The organism is Polyangiaceae bacterium (assembly GCA_016715885.1).
GTDB lineage: Bacteria > Myxococcota_A > Polyangia > Polyangiales > Polyangiaceae > Polyangium.
On record JADJXL010000001.1, the window covers coordinates 177,870 to 196,494 of the forward strand.

Sequence of the window (18,625 nt, forward strand, 5' to 3'; positions counted from 1 at the left end):
CGATTGGCGCGAAAGGCGAAGTGACATGAAAATCCCGTACGGAAACGCAGACTTCGCAAATATCCGCAGAAAACGATTCTATAACGGGTATCGTTTTTCCGAGGACGCCGAGGAGCGTGTCTTCAATTCGAGCATGGTGCTGTATTTCTTTCAACGTCTGACGAGCCGCGGTAAAATGCCCACCGACATGCTCGATCCCAACGCTCGTACCGATTACAGAAAGCTCCATCAATTGTGGATGGCCACGGGGCCTGCCGCCCAGGAACGTCGCGCCGTACTCGAAAAGGTGCTCGACGAAGGCCATGTCTGGAGCGAGCTCGTCGAACACTTTGGTGTGAGCACGGCCTCCACCACCAGCCAGTTCGTGTCCCTCATGTATTATACCGGAATGCTCACCTTGAGCCCCGAGCCTCCGGACGTCAAAGAATACCGCTTCGAGCCGCCCAATCGCGTCATTCGAGAGCTCGCGTGGGAACATTACACCCGCTTGCTCGAAGACCTGGAAGGCCTGAGCCTCACCGATCACCCCGTCGGCGTGGGATTACGCGCCATGGCACGCGAAGGAGACATCGCCCCATTCATCGAGGTGTTTCGCAAAAATGTCCTCTCTGTGCTCGGATTGAAGGACTTGCGCCAATACAACGAACGATCGATGAAAATGCTGCTCATGGGGACCATTCTCATGTCCGGCATTTTTCACGTGCTCAGCGAAAAAGAATTCGCTCAGGGTTACAACGATCTCTTCCTGAGCCCCATGCCCAACGTGCGGAATGCCAAATTCGCCTGGATGCTCGAATTGAAATATCTGACAGCCGCCGACAAAGGGAAGCTCGACGCGACCGTGGCCGACGCAGAGGCACAATTGCGCCGCTATTTGGCAGATCAGCACCTCGTCCCCATGTTCGCCAAAGGAATGCAACTGCGCGCAGGGACTCTGGTTTTCATCGGTGGAAAAGAAGTCGAATGGCGCCCGCTCGCGACCGAAAATGCGTAGCATGGGGTCATTTGGGCGCAGACTCGTTCAGGGCGATATGCAGCCGGCAGTTCGAAAAGATTGACGAAAGCGCCTGCACAGCATTTTCTCGCATCGCAACGAAGCCGCTTTCGAGCGCCAGCATCATTTCCCCCAACCCCGGAAGGTTCGGAGCGCGCTGTACCGGCGAAAGAATCGTCACCACCGAGCCATCGCAAAAATTTTGCTGAACATTTATTGGATGGCCTGCACCCAACGCCGCTCCGCGTCTTGATCTGTTCTTCCTGATGGTATGGAAGGAGCCTATTATGAAGTTGGATGCTCTCCGTTGTGGTCTTGCGTCAATCGCGTTCGTTTTTTCCGCTGCCGCCAGCACTGCGTGTGGGCCCGTCGTTACCTTTGGCCAAGGGCAGGGTCAAGGTGGTCAATCAGCGGGCGAAGGGGGCCAAGCTGGGCAAGCAGGTGCCGGGGGACAAGCGGGTGCCGGGGGACAAGCAGGTGCTGGGGGACAAGCAGGTGCTGGTGGGCAAGGGGGCGTAGGTGGCGCCGGGGGGCAAGCGGGCGCCGGGGGGCAAGCGGGTGCTGGCGGGCAAGGCGGCGTAGGTGGCCAAGGGGGCGTGGGTGGTGCCGGGGGACAAGGCGGTGCCGGGGGAGCTGGGCCATGCACGGATGGCCAAATGCAGCCTTGTTTTACGGGCGAACCCGCGACGCTAGGTGTCGGCCTGTGCCAGGCGGGGGCACAGACATGTGTCAATGGGATGTTTGGCGCGTGTATTGGGGAAGTTACGGCGAAAGACGAAGTCTGCGACGGGCTCGACAACGATTGCAATGGTCTCATCGACGACGGCAATCCCGGCGGCGGTATGGTGTGCACGACGGGGCAACCAGGTGCGTGCGCAGCGGGAACGACGGCTTGTCAGAGTGGCCAAGTCATTTGCAATTCCAATACGACACCTTCACCCGAAGCGTGCGATGGCGTCGACAACGATTGCAATGGAGCAATTGACGACGGCAATCCCGGCGGCGGTATGGTGTGCACGACGGGGCAGCCAGGTGCGTGCGCAGCGGGAACGACGGCTTGTCAGAGTGGCCAAGTCGTTTGCAATTCCAATACGACACCTTCACCCGAAGCGTGCGATGGCGTCGACAACGATTGCAATGGCGCGATTGACGACGGCAATCCCGGCGGCGGCACGGCGTGCACGACGGGGCAACCAGGTGTGTGCGCAGCGGGAACGACGGCTTGTCAGAGTGGCCAAGTCATTTGCAATTCCAATACGACACCTTCACCCGAAGCGTGCGATGGCGTGGACAACGATTGTAATGGTCTCATCGACGACGGCAATCCCGGCGGCGGTACGTCGTGCAATACCGGGCAGCCTGGTGTATGTGCATCGGGGACGACGACCTGCACGAGCGGCGCGGTCGAATGCGTGCCGGATGCCAGCAGCTCGCCGGAAGTCTGTGATGGCATCGACAACGATTGCAATGGTCTCATCGACGACGGCAATCCCGGCGGTGGTATGCCCTGCGGTCCATCGCTCGGTGCATGCACGACGCAAGCGACATGCATCAATGGCGCATTGTCTTGTCTTGGGACGTTCGTGGGACCGGCGGGCGTGGGCGCGCCGGGCAATCCAGGTACGCAAGCGTTACCATTGTCGACGATTACGGCGGCAATTGCAAATGCGGCGCTCATGGGTGGCGGCGCGGACGTGTGCATATGCGACACTGCTGCGCCAGGTCCGAGCGTTTATGAAGAAAACGTGACGATGGTCGAAGGGATCAGCGTCATTGGCGGCTACAATTGTGCCGATTGGTCTCGGGACATTGCCACGTACGTCACGACCATTCAAGGCCCCACGCCGCCAATGAATTACATTTCAGGTACGACTGTCACTTTCCCCGCTGGCATTACCTCACTCACGGCGCTCGACGGCATGACCGTCCTGGGCCCCTCTGTGATGCCTCTATCGGGGACTACATATTCGGCGGCCATCGCAGTGAAGAATTCCTCGCCTTCCTTGCTGGATGTGACGGCCAAGGGCGGATTCGCGGACCAGTCGACCGGATTGAGCGTCTTTGTCAACAATGGTGGGACGGCGCCTCTCACAGTTACGGGTGGCACGTACGGGGCGGCGGCGGCCTTCGGCGCGACCACGATACAGATTGCGGTAAGCTTGTACGGGGCTTCGGGCACGTTCACCAATGTCACGATGAAGGCAAACGGCTACGCAGATTCATCCATTGGCCTATCCTGTCATGATTGCGGTGCAACGACCATCACGGGAGGCTCGATTTCGGGAGGTACGTCAGCCAAGAGCGTTAATGGGCTGCAGGTGACGGGCAATGTCGCCGGATTCTTCACGACGAATACGAGTATTACTGCTGGTTCATCGAATGGTAGTGGCTTCGCGATTGGCGCGATGTTCGACAACTGCAATGGTTCGCCGACATTGACCGGTGTGGACATTCATGGCGGGATGACCAACCTGGGTTATACTTATGGCGTGTACTCGAGAGGCGCTCAGTGTGCACCGATCATTTCGGGCGGTACGGTGTATGGTGGTGAATTTGACAACTCTTGCACGGCAGTGGCATGTGGCGACAATTCGCTGTGCAACGTGACAAACTCAACAATTATCGGGAGTGCGGGTCAGACCTGCTCGAATGCATACGGCGTAGCGTGTGCGTCCGGTGGATGCGGCACGTTTTCAGGAAATACCATTGTGCCGGGAACGATACCCAGCATCAATGGGGTGGGGATCGGCGTCTACGTGTCCGGTAGCAATCCGACGTTCGACGGCAACGACATCATGGGTCCCGCGTGTGCGAAAGGAACAAAGAGCAATTACACAAAACTGTCCGCGGCCTACTTTATCAATTCGAGCTCGCTCCTGACCAACAACATTTTCCGCGAACAGCCATGTATTGGCCCGGTCGATGTCGTACGCTTCGATGGCGCTTCGCCAATCATGCACAACAATACGATTCAGTTCAGCACGTGCAGCGGTTGCGACATCAAACGAGGGTTATTCGTTAATGGTGCAACCTCGGCGAGCGTGCGCAACAATATTTTCGTCAATGCGGGAACCGCTGACTTTGCCAATGGCTTCGCCGTCTACGAAGCCAATGCGCAGAGCGACTTGCAATTCTTCGAGAACAACGATCTCTGGGCGCCGAACGGTGGAACCCTTTACTTCGACGAGGGGTCGACGCCGCTCTTGCTCGCGGGCATCAATGCTCTAATGGGATCGGGCGGCAACATCAATGCCGATCCGCAGCTCGATGCGACGTTCCACATTTTGCCGACGTCACCGTGTCGCAATGCGGGGACGGCAACAGGCGCCCCGGCATTCGATTTCGACGGAGACTCGCGGCCCCAAGAAATGAGCTACGACATCGGGGCGGACGAGTACGTGCCCTGAATGCGTGCCGATCGCGCTCGGGTCGATGCTATATCCATAGGAGAGCCCGCTGACGATCCTGTATACGGGGAAACGGCATTGCCAAGCGCGATGATGCGCGGATCGCACGGCCCGCTCGACACGGCTGGCGAAAAGCGTCGCAAAGGTGGCGTCAGGGCTGACCGGCGGGCTGCGGGAAGCGCCGGGGTACGGGACACGCGTGGGGGGTGGCGTGTGATGGGGGCGTTGACGCAAGCTAGGCGTGTTTGCTCCAGACTTGCCCAGCAGGAAAGGTTCGTGTATCGTCGTCGCCCCGATGGGCAGTCCCCGCGTAAACAACCTCAACGATGCCTACGACATCTTCGATCCGCGCCCACTGCAATTCGCGGGTGGAGGCAGTGGGCCGACCGACGAGCGGTTTTACACCGAGCTCCCTCAGCCCGATGGATCCGCCCTGAGCGCGCTCGAACCGATGATGCATCTGCGACGGCGGTTGCTCAGCGGAAGTGGTCTTACCAAAGTCTTTCTGTCCGGACACGTGGGCAGCGGCAAGAGCACCCAAATCAACAAGCTCGCCGTGGACGAACGCATCACGCGCGCGTTCGAAGTCGTCTTGATGCGGCTCGAAAGCGAAGAATGGGACACCATCGACGCAGCCCAAGTGCAATTCCGTATCGCAATGGCGCTCTACGAATGGGCCAATAAAAAAGGATTGCTCGACAAGCAAGTCACGAGCGGCGACAAGAAACCGCGGTGGAGAACGGTCTTCGAACAGCTCGAAAGCGCCATTTATGGGCCGACTGGCATCCAAGCCAAGGACGGCAAAATCGGGGTCGAATTCGACCTCGTCTTGTTCAAGCTCAAGGAAGAGCTCACGCTGAGCGAAGGGCGGCGCAAGCAACTGCGAGAAATCGGCGAGACGCAGCAGAGCTTGCTTCGGGATTTGATTGGGGCTCTCGTCAACGACATCGAAAACAAGCTATCCCAGCAAGGGCAGGGTCGAAGCTTGCTCCTGCTCGTGGACGACCTCGACAAGGTCGCGCGTGCCGATAACCAGAAGGACATTTTCGAGCGCAATCTGCCCGGACTGCTCACGATGCCGCTGCGTGTCTTGTTCACGGTGCCGAGCGGCGTGTATTTTGGATCCACACAATCCAATTTGCGCCAGCAGCTCGAATATTTGTATCCGATTCGAACGCTGAACAAGGCTCCGCATACGTTCGACCCCGAAGAAGCCTATTTCCCCGACCATTTTCCTTTTTTCCAAACGCTCGTCCATTCGCGCGTCACGCCGTCGCTCGTCGAAGACGATGCCATTCGTTTGGCTTCGATTTATTCGGGTGGTGTGCTCCGTGAATTTTTTCATCTGCTGCGCGAAGCCATCCTCATTGCGGACTTTCACAAGGTTGGCGTCGTCGACAAGCGCACGATGATGGCTGCCATTACCGATGCGCGTCGTCGGGAAGCGCCGGGGCTTTACAGTCCCGACTTTGCCGCACTTTCGCATGTGCATCGGACCAATGATTTGTCGCGCGGTGAGGATCGGCGGTATCTCGACGAGGGGCGGGTCATCGAATGCAACAACGGTCGGGTATGGTTCGAGGTGAATCCGCTCTTGTGGTCGATGCTCGAAGGGCGGGCGTGACGTGAGCTCGGTCGAGCCAACGCGGCTCCTTTTGCGTGATACCGCGGAGCTCGACAAGATTGCTTTTGCATTGCGGGGCGGACGCACGGTCACGGCATTCATCGTGTGCCCGGCATCGTTGCGTGTGCCGGCATTGGAGCATCTGCGTACGCATGGCCGTACGTGGGTGATTCCGGACCCGTTCGAGCCTGCGGATGCGGCGGCAATGCATGCGTGGCTCGTGGAGGCGAAGAGCAAGCCGCCGCGGGAAATCGTGTGCGTGGTGATTCCGCAAGCGGGTGGCCCGGTCTTGAATGCGCTCAACCTGCACCGGGAAAAGTTGCGTGAAGGAGCGTCGAAGTTGCTGTTCATCGAAGGGCCGGATGGACTGGCGGCGCTTCGCGCGCAGGGGCGGGATGCGTATGCATTTCGAGATATCGTGGCGTATTTGATGGGGGAAATGGCGGCACCACCGCTTGCACCTGGAGAAGAGCCGGCCGAGTTGATTGAGGCGCGCGAACGGTATACACGTGTGGTACGGGAACAGGTGGAGGCGACGGCGAAATTGGCGTTTGAAGTACGCGCGCGCGGTGATATCAACCAAGCCGAGCGTCTGCTCCGTTCAGCCTTGGGGCTCTTCACGGATGAATGGCTGCAAGACGACGAATTCGTTTGGCGGTACGCCCACTTGTGTTACGAGCTTGCGGCGGCGTTTGCCGCGCAAGGGTCGCTACGCTGAGGCCGTCTCACTGCCTCGACGCGTGGCCTAGCGCATCTCGACGGGACCGGTCACCAAGAAGGAAAGCATGGGCGTTTCATTTGCTGGCCATTCTGCTGGGTCCTTATGGCCGTGATCTCCCCAGCCTACGTCGCGCCCTCGCCATAGCGGACGAATTCCGTGGATTCGACGTTGGGCAAGTGCTTCTGAGTTTGGCGGAGTGGCACCGTCGATGTGGAAACGTCCGTGCGGCAAACAGCTACCTGCAGCAAACCGAAGCGGTATCGGCGGGCGCGCCATTTAACCGCGCCATCGATCTCCGCGTGCACGGCGAGCTCGCGAATACCATGGGACGCTTCGAATCCGCCGAGCTCGTAGCACGCGAGGCTGCGGAGATGTTCACCCAGGCCGGCGCAAGTCCTCTGTGGGCTCACGAAACGCTTGGGGAAGCGTTCTTTCTGCGTGGTGAAATGGACGCGGCTCGGCGCATCTTTACCTCGATGCTGCAATCCGGCGCGGATCGCATGAGTACCGCTTTCGCACGCCTTCAACTGGCGCACGTCGCCATTGCCACCGGCGACGTCGAAGAAGGACTGGAAGCATTACGCGCGCTTGCCAAGGATGCGCTCGACGCAGGGGCCGATCGCGCGCATTACGACGCGCACGTCAGCCTCGTGGAGAGCCTTGTCGACCTGCACGAAGCAGGATGGCTTTCCGCCGATGAATTGGACCGCGCCATCACGGAGCTCGACGATGCCGAAGCGTTGTCGCGTGCTGCGTTTGGCACCGATCCGCCGTGGTACACCATTTTCTTTCCGCTTCGGCGCAGTGAATTGGTCGCATTACGTGCGCCTGCCGAGGCGCTCGCATTGTCCCAAACCGCGCTCGAACGCGCGCAGGCGTCGTGTCCCGAAATGGTGCCCGAAGCGGCGCGTGTGCATGGGCAGCACCTCATTCGAGCGGGACGCTACGAGGAGGCCCTGACCACGCTCGCATTGGCAGAAACGGCTGCGCAGCAAGAAGAACGCTTGAACGAATCGGCGTCCGCTCGACGTTGGGGCATTGTGGCCGCGGTCCTCGCGGGCATGCCGATTGCAGATGTCGAAGCGCGTGTCACGGCGCTGCGCGAGACGCTCGAATCGAGCGATTCGCCGCGCCTGAAAGCCGAGCAATTGCTGGACTTGGCGCGCGCATTGCCGGCCGCATCCACCGTGCCCGATGCGCGCGTGCTCGCGGATGAAGCATTGGATCTTTTTGCGGCGATGCCTTATCCCGCAAAGCAAGCGCGCAGCATGGAAGTCGCCGGCGACGTATTGGCGACGCGCGGCGATGCCGAAGGAGCGCGGCGGCGTTATCGCGCAGCGCTCGCCCTGTTGGAACGGTTCCAATTGCGTTTGTGTATCCCGTGCATCGAAGCCAAGGCTGGGCCGGAAGGCCCTTGACACGGCGTCGGATTGCCGACTGGGCGCCGAGTTGCCCTTTCGATGGCGATCGGATGAGCAACTGGGCGACCGAAAAGGCTTCCGAGCACACAAGGGTGTCGCAACTGGGCGCCGAGTTGCCCTTTCGATGGCGATCGGATGAGCAACTGGGCGGCCGAAAATGCTTCCGAACACACAAGGGTATCGCAACTGGGCGCCGAGTTGCCCTTTCGATGGCGATCGGATGAGCAACTGGGCGACCGAAAAAGCTTCCGAGCACACAAGGGTATCGCAACTGGGCGCCGAGTTGCCCTTTCGATGGCGATCGGATGAGCAACTGGGCGACCGAAAAAGCTTCCGAGCACACAAGGGGGACGGCCGGTCGAGCCGGGACGAGTCGTTTTGCAGACGGCTTGACTTCCCTGCGCTGCTGCGGCTTAGTCTTCGGAGATGAAGCGCTTTTTCAACACCGCGGGGCCGTGCAAGCCGGAGATGCACTACATGATTCCGGCTGCCGAGCGTCTGCCGGATGCGCCCAAGGTCATCGATCAGTTCGGCTATTTCGTCGTGCATGCACCCAGGCAGACGGGCAAGACGACGACGCTGCGTGCGCTCGCGAAAAAGCTCACGGCCGAAGGGAAATACGCGGCGCTGCATTTCTCGTGCGAAGCGGGCGAAGCCCCCGGGGACGACTACGAGCAAGCCCAGCGCGTACTACTCGACGAGATCCGGCTCAACGCCGATTCCGCCTTGGCTCCTGAGTTGCAGCCGCCGCCATGGCCCGACGCTTCCGACGCAGGTCTCGTGCGCGCGGCGCTCGCCGCTTGGGCCAAGGTATGCCCGCGGCCGCTCGTGCTTTTCTTCGACGAGATCGACGCACTGCGCGGACAGAGCTTGATCAGCGTCTTGCGGCAGCTTCGAGCGGGGTATCCCGAGCGGCCGGATCGATTCCCCGCCTCGATCGCTCTCTGCGGTCTGCGCGACGTGCGCGACTACAAGGCGGCAAGCGGAGGAGATCCGTCGCGTCTTGGCACGTCGAGCCCGTTCAACGTGAAGCTCACGTCCATGCGGCTTGGCAATCTCGTTTTCGAAGAAGTCGCCGAGCTTTACGGGCAACACACGGCCGAGACGGGACAAGTTTTCACTCCCGAGGCGCTTGCTCGTGCGTTCGAGGTGACGGGCGGTCAGCCTTGGCTGGTCAACGCGCTCGGGCGAGAAATCGTCGAGGAGATGGCCATACCACCAAGCGAAGCCATCACGGCGGCTCATGTCGAGGAAGCGAAGGAGCGATTGATCCTCGCACGAGCCACGCACCTGGATTCGCTCGTGGCCAAGCTCATGGAGCCGCGCGTGCGCCGGATCATTGAGCCGCTGGTGCTTGGCCAAGAAATCCCAGACGACGAAACGTACAGCGACGACGCGGCGTACGTGGCGGATTTGGGTCTGGTGAACAAGCGCCCGCTTCGCATCGCGAACCCCATCTACAAGGAGGTGATCATTCGGGTCCTGGGCGACCGGGTCGAAGATCGAATGGTCGAGTCGCCTCATGCATTCATCCTGCCCGACGGGCGCCTTGCATTCCGCAAGATGATGCGTGCATTCGCAAAATTCTGGCGAGAGAATGGCGAAGTATTGGCGACGCGCATGCCTTATCCCGAAGCGGGTCCGCAATTGGTGCTCATGGCGTTCATGCAACGCATCGTCAATGGCGGCGGGTACATCGACCGCGAATATGGCATCGGAAGAAAACGTATCGATTTGCTTTTGCGTTATCCATACAAGAAAAAGGACGGCACGCGGGCCGAACAACGCCGGGCGGTCGAGATAAAAGTGTGGCGCAAAGGCGAAGCCAATCCGCTCAAAAAAGGATTGGCACAAATGGACGAATACTTGGGGAGCCTTGGCATGAAAAGCGGAACGCTGGTCATTTTCGACGCGCGTGGAAGGCTCGCCAAAAAGAAAGTCCAATACGAAGACACCGTCACGAAAAAAGGACGCCGCGTGCGCGTGATGTGGGCGTGACGCGGTGCCGCGCGAAGGGCTCGCGGACCTTCCAATCCTATTTGCGGGGAAATGAGGCCCAAGCTCGAAACCTCGCGCATGCCGGCGCGCACGCATGCGCCTGCAAGCCAAAAACGCACCCGGCGAGCTCACGGTCGCCTTCGCCGCCGATATGCCAAGAGCGCCAGCGCTCCCAAGAAGAATGCACGCATTTCGATCGACTTCGAGCTATCCGCCATACGACAACCACAATCACTGCTTTCGCTGTCGGCAAATTCGAATGACGTCGACACTTCTCTCGAAACATTGCCCGCCCAATCGAACGCGACGAGCGTCGCTTCGTATTGCTTGCCCAATTCTGCTTCTAGAAAATTGTTCAAACACGAGTCTTCGGCCCATTCGCCCTTGTTCATTCGTCCGATGTAACCCCAGGCCAACGGTGGGAAATAAATGGTCTTCGCTGGGGATTTGATGGTCGCACGCCAAGTCAACGAAAATGGCTCGGCCACGTCGTCGGATGCTCCCTCCTTCAATAGAATCGCCGAGATATGTGGAATGCATTCGCCGATCAGCCCTCTGGGTACGATTTCCGCCGTCGTAAACGTGGGAGCCGTGGTGTCTTCGCCGGCGCCCGTCGTCATTCGAGTAGGATAGTCCTTCCATCTGTATGTGTATTCGTACGAGGTCATGGGTTCGAGCGGCGCGTCGGGAACCAGCCACCCGTCACCTGTGCCTTCGGGTGCATCCTCGAAATGAAAGGGGACCGGTTCAGATACCCCATCGACGACTTTGGACAATGACGGTATCGAACGATCCATACCGGCGGCCACGAAGAGCTTGACGTTCGTTGGAACCGGGTTTTTCGAATAGCCCAGGGGATCGCCAGATGTAAATTCGCATGTGCAAACCCCTTGGCCGAAGGCTGTCGAAGCAGTCGCGAACACCAACGCGGAGATGAAGAGAAGTGTGAACGTGCGCATGACGGAGATCCTATTCGTTGTGCAACACGAACGCCACACCTCGGCGAGGCCTCCGAGGAGGGCCGCCGCCCAATAGCTCGCGTGGTATGTCGACTTCAGCCGCGTCGGCGTGACGTTCCACAATTCAGTTATGGCTACAAACCAGGTTCGGTGTGTGCGTTGAGGCGACAATTCGACGGGGGCCCATCGACGGGTAGAACGGCTCGATCGAGCCATCGGCTCGAATGAACCAATGGCTCGACTGAGCCAACCTGGTCAATTCGTCGTTCCGACGCGTGCCGTCGCGGCGTCCCAAGCGCGGCGAGCTCCCAGCCCATGTCGCTCGAGGCCCGGCACGACCACTTCCAGCATCGTGTCCACGAAGATGCTCCAATTCAATGGGCCATCGGCCGCTCCGATGGCAACGGCCCGATCCGTCTGCGCGGGCCATCGCAAGAACGCCCCGTGAAATGCGATCTGGTGCTCGAAAGCCGCCACGAGATACGCCGTGAGTCGCTCGCGCATTTTCGCATCGAGCCTCGGGGCGAGCTCCGCAACGAGACGCCAGCCAAAACGCGAGTGTTTCGCCTCGTCGGACAGAATCCGCTCGAGTACCTCCTTCAATGCAGGCGCAGTCGCTTGTGCGCGTTCGGTCGAAACGAGCGCCACGGCGACCGTTTCACTGCAACAGCCCACGCTGATCACGTTGCGCAAGACCGCTTCGACGGGCGATGCGTCCTCGTGCGCAGGTATGTCGACGAGCTCGGGAGACGCTTCTTGCGGATCGGCGCCGAGCGCAGCGACGACACGCGCGCAAAGCAATCCATGATCGAGCTCCTGGCCCACCATCGCCGATACGCGCGCGATGTGCCCGTGCGCCAGCCCCGCGCGCATCAATTGCGGCACGAGTCCGGCAAATACGCGCGCCGAAGCGTATTCGCTCGCCATTCGCGAGCGCCAATGCGACAGAGCCACGGCTCGCTCTTCGTCGGGGATGGCATCGAGCCCCTCGATCACGAGCGGGTTTTTGCGAACTTCGCGATGCAAATCGAGCGTGATCATACGGCCTCCGCCACCTGCTCGAACAATTCCGGACGCATCGCGGGGGGCGCCGGCGGGCCCCATCGCGGGAAACAACCCATCGCCGGCAAACTCCGAATGCGCAAGGCTTCGCCCAATTCTTCGGCCGCGGTTGCTTGCGATTCGCCTGCGGCTTGCGATTCGGTTGCCCCCGGTGCCGCTTGCGCTTGGCTCGTACCTGCCGCTGCACTCGCTGCCACGAGACCTCCGATTGCGGCCAGTTGTGCTGCCATTCTCAAACCCTTGCGCCGAGCTGCTTCACGATTCGATTCCATGCATTCCTCCTGACCGCGTATCGTTGCGCGGTTGCCATTTGCCTTCAGCAACGCTTGTGCCAACGGCTGCTTGGGCTCCGCGCCAAAGGGCACGTCTAAAGGGCACGTCTCGTGCAATGTCGCCGAGACATGGCGTTTGCTTCGAGCTCGCGTGCTGGCGTAAGCACGTGGATTGAATCGATACATGCGCATCGGGTTCCGGCCTGGGCGCTTTTTCAATGCCTCGCGGTCGCATGCATGATTGCGTGGTTCATGTGGCGCACGCGTCAAGTTGATCGAAGGCTCCGTGTTTCATTGCTGCTTGCGCTTCCGGGGGCCGCCATTGGAGCATTGACGTTGGGGCTCGTTTTGCGAATTCCGGCGTGGGTTGCATCGGGGTTTGATTTGAAGCAGCTATTGGGTCTGGGAGTGATGGCGTATGGCGCACTCTTCGGGCTCGTTGGGGCTCACGCATGGGTCACGCGACTGTACAAGCTCGACGTGGCCGATGCACTCGATCGATTGGCGCCTACGTTGGGGCTGCTCGTTCTGTTTGGCCGGGCTGGTTGTTTTGTCGCTGGTTGTGATTTCGGCTTTACGAGCGCGCTTCCTTGGGCCATTCGTTATCCACAAAAGACGGCGGCGTTTTTTGCGCATTTGGATCGCGGCTGGATAGCTGCTTCGGCCGAGCATTCGCTCGCCGTGCATCCGGCGCAGCTTTACGAAGCGGCCGTGGGGCTTGCGATGATATTGGTGGGGCTTTGGGTGGAGCGGCGGGAGCAGCGTCGAGGAATGGTGCTTGCGGCGGTCGCTGCGACGTATGCGATTGGGCGATTGGGTGTCGACTTTTATCGAGGTGATGAACGACCGATGCTGGGCGCGTTGTCGCTCCCGCAATGGATCAGCATTGCGGTGCTCGGGTGGGTGATTGCGTGGAAATTGGAGCGTGAACGTGCGCATGACACGATTGAGGGGACGCGCCCGCAGTGATGCGCGGCGGCGCGACATCGTGACCGCACGCGCATTCACGGCAGCGGTTCGACTTTGCTCACCAGCACGTCGTAATCCTTACTCCCTCCAATCGGATTGAGCGGTGTGCCATCGAGCAGCGTCATCGGCACGGTCCACGTCGCGCCCAGCACGAGCGCTTTCGATGATGCAGCCGTCAAAAACAAGCATCCGGGCTCGATGGGCTGGCCTGCGCCAAATAGCCCCGACTTGTCGCCGATCACGGTGCCATCGGTGCTCGCGAGCGTCACGAGGAGTCCGCATATCGTGTTTGGTGTACAATCGACGCTTGGACCATTGGGAAGGGTAAGACTGCCCGTGTGAATGCAACCCACGTAAAGACGCCCCGCTCCATCGGTCGATAACCCTTGGCAATATTGATCGGTCGGTCCGGCCAGCACCTGCGCCCATTTTTCTTCGAGTGCCCCATCATAAGCTAGAACCATGATGTGCGTCGTATCCGGCGCAATGGGCGCGGGGTACGGTTCTCCGGCAAATGTGAGCGCACCCGTCACGCCGCCCGTAATCACGATGCGATTCGTCGACGCATCGACCGTCATCGCAAGCGGCAAAGCGTTCGCAAATCCCTTGGCGCCCAGCAAATTGCCATTGGCCGCATCGAGCTTCAGCAGGAATGCGCCACTCGGCGTGGGCAATCCCGTACCCGAAAGCGTACCGCTCGAGTATCCGCCCGTGACGACGGGATGACCATCGGCGGCCACGGCAATGCGAATGGTGCCGGGATTGTGATTGCCTCCAGTCCAGGTCTTGCCCCACTTGCAGCTCAACGTCATTGCATCGAGCGCGAAGACCACGAGATTGGGATTGCCGCCAGCATCATAACCACCAAGCTGTGGGCATCCGGTGTAGATCAAAGCCGAACCATGAAGCACGCCTGCGACGTACACGGTTTTCCCGTCGCTCGATAATGCAATGCCAGTGAGGTCATCGTGCCATTGCGAACCGAGCTTCGTTTTTGCAACGATGGTCGAATCGCCGGCGAGGTTCCTGGTTTCGACGAACATGTCGCGCAAAACGGGGTCATTGCCGACGCTGCCGCCCCAGGCCACGATTCCATTCGCTACGGCAACCCCGGAGCCCTCGCCGCCGACATTCGCGGATGCACTTGGATTGACGATCCATTGTGGATTGCCGGTGCGATCGAGTTTTGCGAGGAATGCTTGCTTTTCGGTGCCATTGCCATCCACGACGCCGACGTTCGGACCCAAAAACATCGAGCCATTGTACGACCCGGAAATGAATACGCTTCCATCGTCGCCCACCGCGAATGCCGCGGTGCCCTGCTCCTCGTCGTCGCCGTATCGTCGGCCAAAGCTGCATCCGACACACGCCTCGACGGACCCTCCACCACCTGCCGTTCCACCACTTCCTCCACCGGCTCCGCCTGCTCCGCCGGCCCCGCCCGTGCCGCCCGTGCCGCCGACACCGTCCCCGCCCGTACCGCCCGTGCCGCTCGATGTGCCGCCCGTCGATTGCGTCGATAAATCCAAACACGACGCCGTCGACATGGAAAGAACTGCAATTGCGCACGTAAGAACCTTGGCGTATTTCATGATGTGCTCCAGTCCAAGAACCGCGAGAAAGAATGGGCCTCGCATTCAGCCGCGTAGGCGGCGAAACCGTAAGAGACACGATCGTGATGGGGATGTCAACATCGGAAGGACGGGCGGGAGAGCCATTGCGACGTAGATTTTGAACGCGCCCGTCACAACGCCCTTGCACCCGAGCCGCAAGTCTGCGAAACAAGCGCCCCATGTGTCGCGTCCTTGCCTATCTCGGCGAGCCAATCCTGATGGAGGATTTGCTCTACAAGCCCGACGTCTCCTTCGTCAATCAAACCCACCAAGCAGCCCTTCTGAATCGCTTGAACCTCGCCGGTTCGGGGTTTCTCGCCTGGGATGCCCAAAGCGAACGCCCCGACTTGCCTTTCGTTTACCGCAGCACGCAACTGCCCATTTACGATAGGAACCTGCAGGCCCTTGCCGCAAAAGTACGCGCCACCTGCTTGCTCGGTCATTTGCGTGGCGTTCCTTATCACGTGCGATCCATCATCAGCGAACAAAACCTGCATCCGTTCTTGTTCGACAATACCCGCCTGGCCCTGGCCCACAATGGTCAATTGGCCCATTTCGACGAAATGAAATTCGCGCTCTTGCCGCACATGAAGCCCGATCTCGCGCGCGTCGTCCGCGGCACGACCGACAGCGAGTGGTTCTATGCGCTCTTGCTCTCGCAGCTCGACGACCCGCACGCCGACCTAGGCGCACAAGACATATGCACGGGCGTCATCAAAGCGCTGAAAATCATTGCCGAGACGCGTCGTAAAATGCGTATTCGCACCTTTTCACCCATGAACCTTTTTCTCTCGGATGGCAACGATCTCGTCGCCGTCTGCTATACCTTCGGACTCGGCAATTACGAAGGTCTCGGGGACGATTACCATCCACCGGACGAGAAACTCCTGCGCATCTGGTACACGACGGGCAAATCATACGGGTTTTATGACGGCGAATGGCGCATGGATCATGCTCGTGAAGAAGCCACTTCGTGCATCGTCGCATCGGAGCCGCTCACACGTGACCAATCGACGTGGACCTCCGTGCCGCTCCAGCATCTCGTGTACCTGCGTCGAAGCAGCGCGCAACCCATGATCGAAGTCGTACCGCTCGCCATCGAGTGATACCCTTCTCGCCGGTGCTTCCACGCGTGCCAGGTACTCTCGAAGCCGGACGCGGGCGGTTCTCCAACGTCGACAAGACGATGCCATAGCATTACATGATGCGTCCGAGGGGTGGACCATGTACCTGCACGCATTCCGAAGTGCGAGCGGCGGGGCGTGTATTGCTCAAGAAAAGACGCTCGAATGGCTGTCATTGCAATACGCGAAGCATTCAGGCACGAACATCGAGGTTGCCCAAAGAAGAATTGCGCGATTTGCGTGCTCTCCGTCCAGCGTTTCCCAGCGGCGCACGTTTCTCCCGGAATGGATGGACGGAAAGCCGCCCCAGGTCGCAAAGCATCGGGACATCGGGCAGCGTATGTCCATTTATCGGCAGCAGATGGCAATCGCCCTCGAATCCGTGTTGTCCGCCGATGCGTTGACGTCATTTCCGACGCATCTCCTTCATGTCACGTGTACGGGATATTCCGCGCCGAGCATTGCCGAATCATGGGTGAGTCGACGTCTTGGCGAAAATCCATCCTTGACGCCTCCTGTCGTGCAACACGTGTATCACATGGGCTGTTATGCGTCGATTCCCGCATTGAGAACGGCGCAGGGCCTTTTGGCCGTCGAACGGAATGCATCGATCGCGATTGCTCATACGGAATTTTGCACGCTTCATTTGAATGAAGAAGCCGCATGCCCCGAGCAATGGGTCATTCAAAGCCTATTTGCCGACGCCGTCGTCAAATACGAAGCCACGCTGGCGCCGCCTCGAGGTCGGCCGTCTTTGGAGCTGCTCACGACGCTCGAACGCATTGCTCCGGATAGCATCGACGACATGACCTGGAACCTTGGTCCTCGGTCTTTTCAAATGTCACTGTCTCGCGCGGTTCCATTGAAGCTGCGCGATTGCTTGCGCCCCTTCGTGAACGACTTGCTCGAACGCGCGGGTCTGCCGGCGTCCGAAGTGCCGCGGATGATTGCCGCGATTCATCCGGGCGGACCGAGCATCATCGATCATGTGATGCAATCCCTGAACCTGGACGAATCCCAAGCGACCCATTCGCGGAAAACATTGTACGAACACGGTAACGTTTCGAGCGCGACGCTGCCATTGCTTTGGAAAAATATTCTCGAACAGCCGCAAACCGCGAAAGCTCGAACAGCGTCCCCGCATGTCTTGTGCTTGGCTTTTGGCCCTGGGCTCACGCTGGCAGGGGCCGTGCTGCGACAAACGGAGGCGGGTCCGTGACGCCCGCCTTGAAATTCGGGATATGCCTGGGCATCCACGCGCTCCTTTTGGCGTACGATGATGGCGTGCTGCACCGACGTCGAGGTCTGCCGCGATGGGAAAGGATTGGGCATCCAATCGATGCCGTATTTTTCGCAATTCCAATCGGATTCGTTGCATGGAAGGGGGCGATGGCGTCGCCTTCCGTGTATTTCCTCCTCGCGCTCCTGAGCTCGGTCGTCGTCCTCAAGGATGAATGGGTACACGTCCATCGAATCGATGGGCTGGAAGCGACGGTACACGCAGCGCTTTTTTTGATTCATCCGGTGACGCTCTACTTGGCGTGGGAATTGGCAAAGACGGGGCAAACGACGGGTCTCGTCTGGACATGGGTCGTTTTGCTCGGGTGCATAATGTTTCAAATCATCTATTGGAACTTCGGGGAGGGATCTCATGAGCGCCATCGAGGACCGAAAACACGTCAATAACGCCTATTTCGATACGTTGGCCAATGACTGGTACGACGCGTGGGATTCGCCCGTTGCTCTCTTGAGGCAGGAAAGTCTAGCGAAGCTGGCATGGGCAATCCCGCTCTTGACGCAAAAGGCCGTATCGACCGTCCTCGACGTTGGTTGCGGTGCGGGGCTCGTATCGAACGTATTGGCAAGTCACGGATTTCGCGTAACGGGTGTGGACTTTTCGAAAGATGCATTGGCCGTGGCGTGCGCGCACGCACCGCGAGACAACCCGCCCGATTACCAGTGGGGCGACGCGTATGCGCTTCCATTTGCCGACCGAGCTTTCGATGCCGTCGTCGCCTTCGACTTTCTGGAGCACGTGACATCGCCGAAGGGAATCATCTCCGAGGTCAAACGCGTTCTCCGTCCCGGCGGGGTTTTTCTATTTCATACCTTCAATCGCAATCCTCTTTCGCATATCGTCGTCATCAAGGCTCTCGAGTGGTTCGTGAAGAATACGCCGCCAAAGCTGCATACGATCGATCTTTTCATACGCCCGTCGGAGCTTCGCCGAATGTTGCGCGACGCTGGTTTTGCCAAACCCGAGTTTCATGGTCTGCGCCCCGTCATCAATCGTGCGCTTTTCGATCTGCTCCGAACGGGCGTCGTGTCGCCGGCATTTCAGTTCACGGAGACGTCGTCCACGCTCGTGTCCTACTGCGGCTCCTGCGTTGCCTCGCCGTGAACGTGCGGGAACACGAGCTGCGAGGTGGATGAGCCTTGCGTCGCGCGCGAGATTCGGCGA

Annotated in this window: 15 protein-coding genes; 11 read left to right on the top strand and 4 right to left on the bottom strand. The window is 59.7% G+C overall.

What is annotated here, in order from left to right; genetic code table 11:
- Nucleotides 1-25: 25 nt before the first annotated feature.
- From IPM54_00845 to IPM54_00870, 6 genes are all read left to right on the top strand, one after another.
- Nucleotides 26-994 (top strand): PD-(D/E)XK nuclease domain-containing protein, encoded by a 969-nt coding sequence (locus IPM54_00845; protein ID MBK9258364.1) that lies wholly within the window; start codon nt 26-28, stop codon nt 992-994.
- Between the two features lie 287 nt (nt 995-1,281).
- Entirely contained in the window at nt 1,282-4,401 is a 3,120-nt protein-coding gene (locus tag IPM54_00850; GenBank protein ID MBK9258365.1) for a hypothetical protein, read from the top strand.
- A gap of 295 nt (nt 4,402-4,696) precedes the next feature.
- Nucleotides 4,697-6,025, top strand: a complete 1,329-nt coding sequence (locus IPM54_00855) for a hypothetical protein (GenBank protein ID MBK9258366.1) — start codon at nt 4,697-4,699, stop codon at nt 6,023-6,025.
- A 1-nt stretch (nt 6,026) separates the two neighbouring features.
- On the top strand, nt 6,027-6,743 hold the full coding sequence (locus tag IPM54_00860) for a hypothetical protein (protein MBK9258367.1): 717 nt from the start codon (nt 6,027-6,029) through the stop codon (nt 6,741-6,743).
- Between the two features lie 326 nt (nt 6,744-7,069).
- A complete protein-coding gene (locus IPM54_00865) occupies nt 7,070-8,164 on the top strand; it encodes a hypothetical protein (GenBank protein MBK9258368.1) in 1,095 nt (364 codons plus the stop codon).
- Between the two features lie 429 nt (nt 8,165-8,593).
- Nucleotides 8,594-10,165, top strand: a complete 1,572-nt coding sequence (locus IPM54_00870) for an AAA family ATPase (GenBank protein ID MBK9258369.1) — start codon at nt 8,594-8,596, stop codon at nt 10,163-10,165.
- Between the two features lie 128 nt (nt 10,166-10,293).
- Here the strand turns inward: IPM54_00870 and IPM54_00875 are convergent, their stop codons facing one another.
- From IPM54_00875 to IPM54_00885, 3 genes are all read right to left on the bottom strand, one after another.
- Nucleotides 10,294-11,124: a hypothetical protein gene (locus IPM54_00875; GenBank protein ID MBK9258370.1), complete on the bottom strand. Its 831-nt coding sequence runs from the start codon at nt 11,122-11,124 to the stop codon at nt 10,294-10,296.
- A 255-nt stretch (nt 11,125-11,379) separates the two neighbouring features.
- Complete coding sequence (locus tag IPM54_00880) at nt 11,380-12,165, bottom strand: ferritin-like domain-containing protein (protein ID MBK9258371.1); 786 nt, start codon at nt 12,163-12,165, stop codon at nt 11,380-11,382.
- A complete protein-coding gene (locus IPM54_00885; GenBank protein MBK9258372.1) occupies nt 12,162-12,458 on the bottom strand; it encodes a hypothetical protein in 297 nt (98 codons plus the stop codon). Before IPM54_00885 ends, IPM54_00880 begins: the two co-directional genes overlap by 4 nt.
- A 129-nt stretch (nt 12,459-12,587) precedes the next feature.
- Between IPM54_00885 and IPM54_00890 the strand changes: the two genes are divergently transcribed.
- Complete coding sequence (locus IPM54_00890) at nt 12,588-13,427, top strand: prolipoprotein diacylglyceryl transferase (protein ID MBK9258373.1); 840 nt, start codon at nt 12,588-12,590, stop codon at nt 13,425-13,427.
- Nucleotides 13,428-13,462: 35 nt separating this feature from the next.
- Here the strand turns inward: IPM54_00890 and IPM54_00895 are convergent, their stop codons facing one another.
- Nucleotides 13,463-15,019 carry a hypothetical protein gene (locus tag IPM54_00895; GenBank protein ID MBK9258374.1) on the bottom strand — a complete coding sequence of 519 codons (1,557 nt, stop codon included), beginning with the start codon at nt 15,017-15,019 and terminating at the stop codon, nt 13,463-13,465.
- A 200-nt stretch (nt 15,020-15,219) separates the two neighbouring features.
- On the opposite strand from IPM54_00895, the gene IPM54_00900 reads away from it, so the two are divergent.
- From IPM54_00900 to ubiG, 4 genes are all read left to right on the top strand, one after another.
- Nucleotides 15,220-16,146: a class II glutamine amidotransferase gene (locus tag IPM54_00900; protein MBK9258375.1), complete on the top strand. Its 927-nt coding sequence runs from the start codon at nt 15,220-15,222 to the stop codon at nt 16,144-16,146.
- A 118-nt stretch (nt 16,147-16,264) separates the two neighbouring features.
- Entirely contained in the window at nt 16,265-17,383 is a 1,119-nt protein-coding gene (locus IPM54_00905; protein MBK9258376.1) for a hypothetical protein, read from the top strand.
- Between the two features lie 170 nt (nt 17,384-17,553).
- Nucleotides 17,554-17,850, top strand: coding sequence for a hypothetical protein (locus IPM54_00910; protein ID MBK9258377.1), 297 nt, complete (start codon nt 17,554-17,556; stop codon nt 17,848-17,850).
- Complete coding sequence (ubiG, locus tag IPM54_00915; GenBank protein MBK9258378.1) at nt 17,816-18,565, top strand: 3-demethylubiquinone-9 3-O-methyltransferase; 750 nt, start codon at nt 17,816-17,818, stop codon at nt 18,563-18,565. The genes IPM54_00910 and ubiG overlap by 35 nt, the downstream gene beginning before the upstream one ends.
- The last annotated feature ends 60 nt before the right edge of the window (nt 18,566-18,625 follow it).

Excerpts from the sequence above, each read along its gene's own strand:
- IPM54_00845 (MBK9258364.1), top strand. The coding sequence starts at position 26 with ATGAAAATCCCGTACGGAAACGCAGACTTCGCAAATATCCGCAGAAAA.
- IPM54_00850 (MBK9258365.1), top strand. The coding sequence starts at position 1,282 with ATGAAGTTGGATGCTCTCCGTTGTGGTCTTGCGTCAATCGCGTTCGTT.
- IPM54_00855 (MBK9258366.1), top strand. The coding sequence starts at position 4,697 with ATGGGCAGTCCCCGCGTAAACAACCTCAACGATGCCTACGACATCTTC.
- IPM54_00865 (MBK9258368.1), top strand. The coding sequence starts at position 7,070 with ATGGGACGCTTCGAATCCGCCGAGCTCGTAGCACGCGAGGCTGCGGAG.
- IPM54_00870 (MBK9258369.1), top strand. The coding sequence starts at position 8,594 with ATGAAGCGCTTTTTCAACACCGCGGGGCCGTGCAAGCCGGAGATGCAC.
- IPM54_00875 (MBK9258370.1), bottom strand. The coding sequence starts at position 11,124 with ATGCGCACGTTCACACTTCTCTTCATCTCCGCGTTGGTGTTCGCGACT.
- IPM54_00880 (MBK9258371.1), bottom strand. The coding sequence starts at position 12,165 with ATGATCACGCTCGATTTGCATCGCGAAGTTCGCAAAAACCCGCTCGTG.
- IPM54_00885 (MBK9258372.1), bottom strand. The coding sequence starts at position 12,458 with ATGGAATCGAATCGTGAAGCAGCTCGGCGCAAGGGTTTGAGAATGGCA.
- IPM54_00890 (MBK9258373.1), top strand. The coding sequence starts at position 12,588 with ATGGCGTTTGCTTCGAGCTCGCGTGCTGGCGTAAGCACGTGGATTGAA.
- IPM54_00895 (MBK9258374.1), bottom strand. The coding sequence starts at position 15,019 with ATGAAATACGCCAAGGTTCTTACGTGCGCAATTGCAGTTCTTTCCATG.
- IPM54_00900 (MBK9258375.1), top strand. The coding sequence starts at position 15,220 with ATGTGTCGCGTCCTTGCCTATCTCGGCGAGCCAATCCTGATGGAGGAT.
- IPM54_00905 (MBK9258376.1), top strand. The coding sequence starts at position 16,265 with ATGTACCTGCACGCATTCCGAAGTGCGAGCGGCGGGGCGTGTATTGCT.
- IPM54_00910 (MBK9258377.1), top strand. The coding sequence starts at position 17,554 with ATGGCGTCGCCTTCCGTGTATTTCCTCCTCGCGCTCCTGAGCTCGGTC.
- ubiG (MBK9258378.1), top strand. The coding sequence starts at position 17,816 with ATGAGCGCCATCGAGGACCGAAAACACGTCAATAACGCCTATTTCGAT.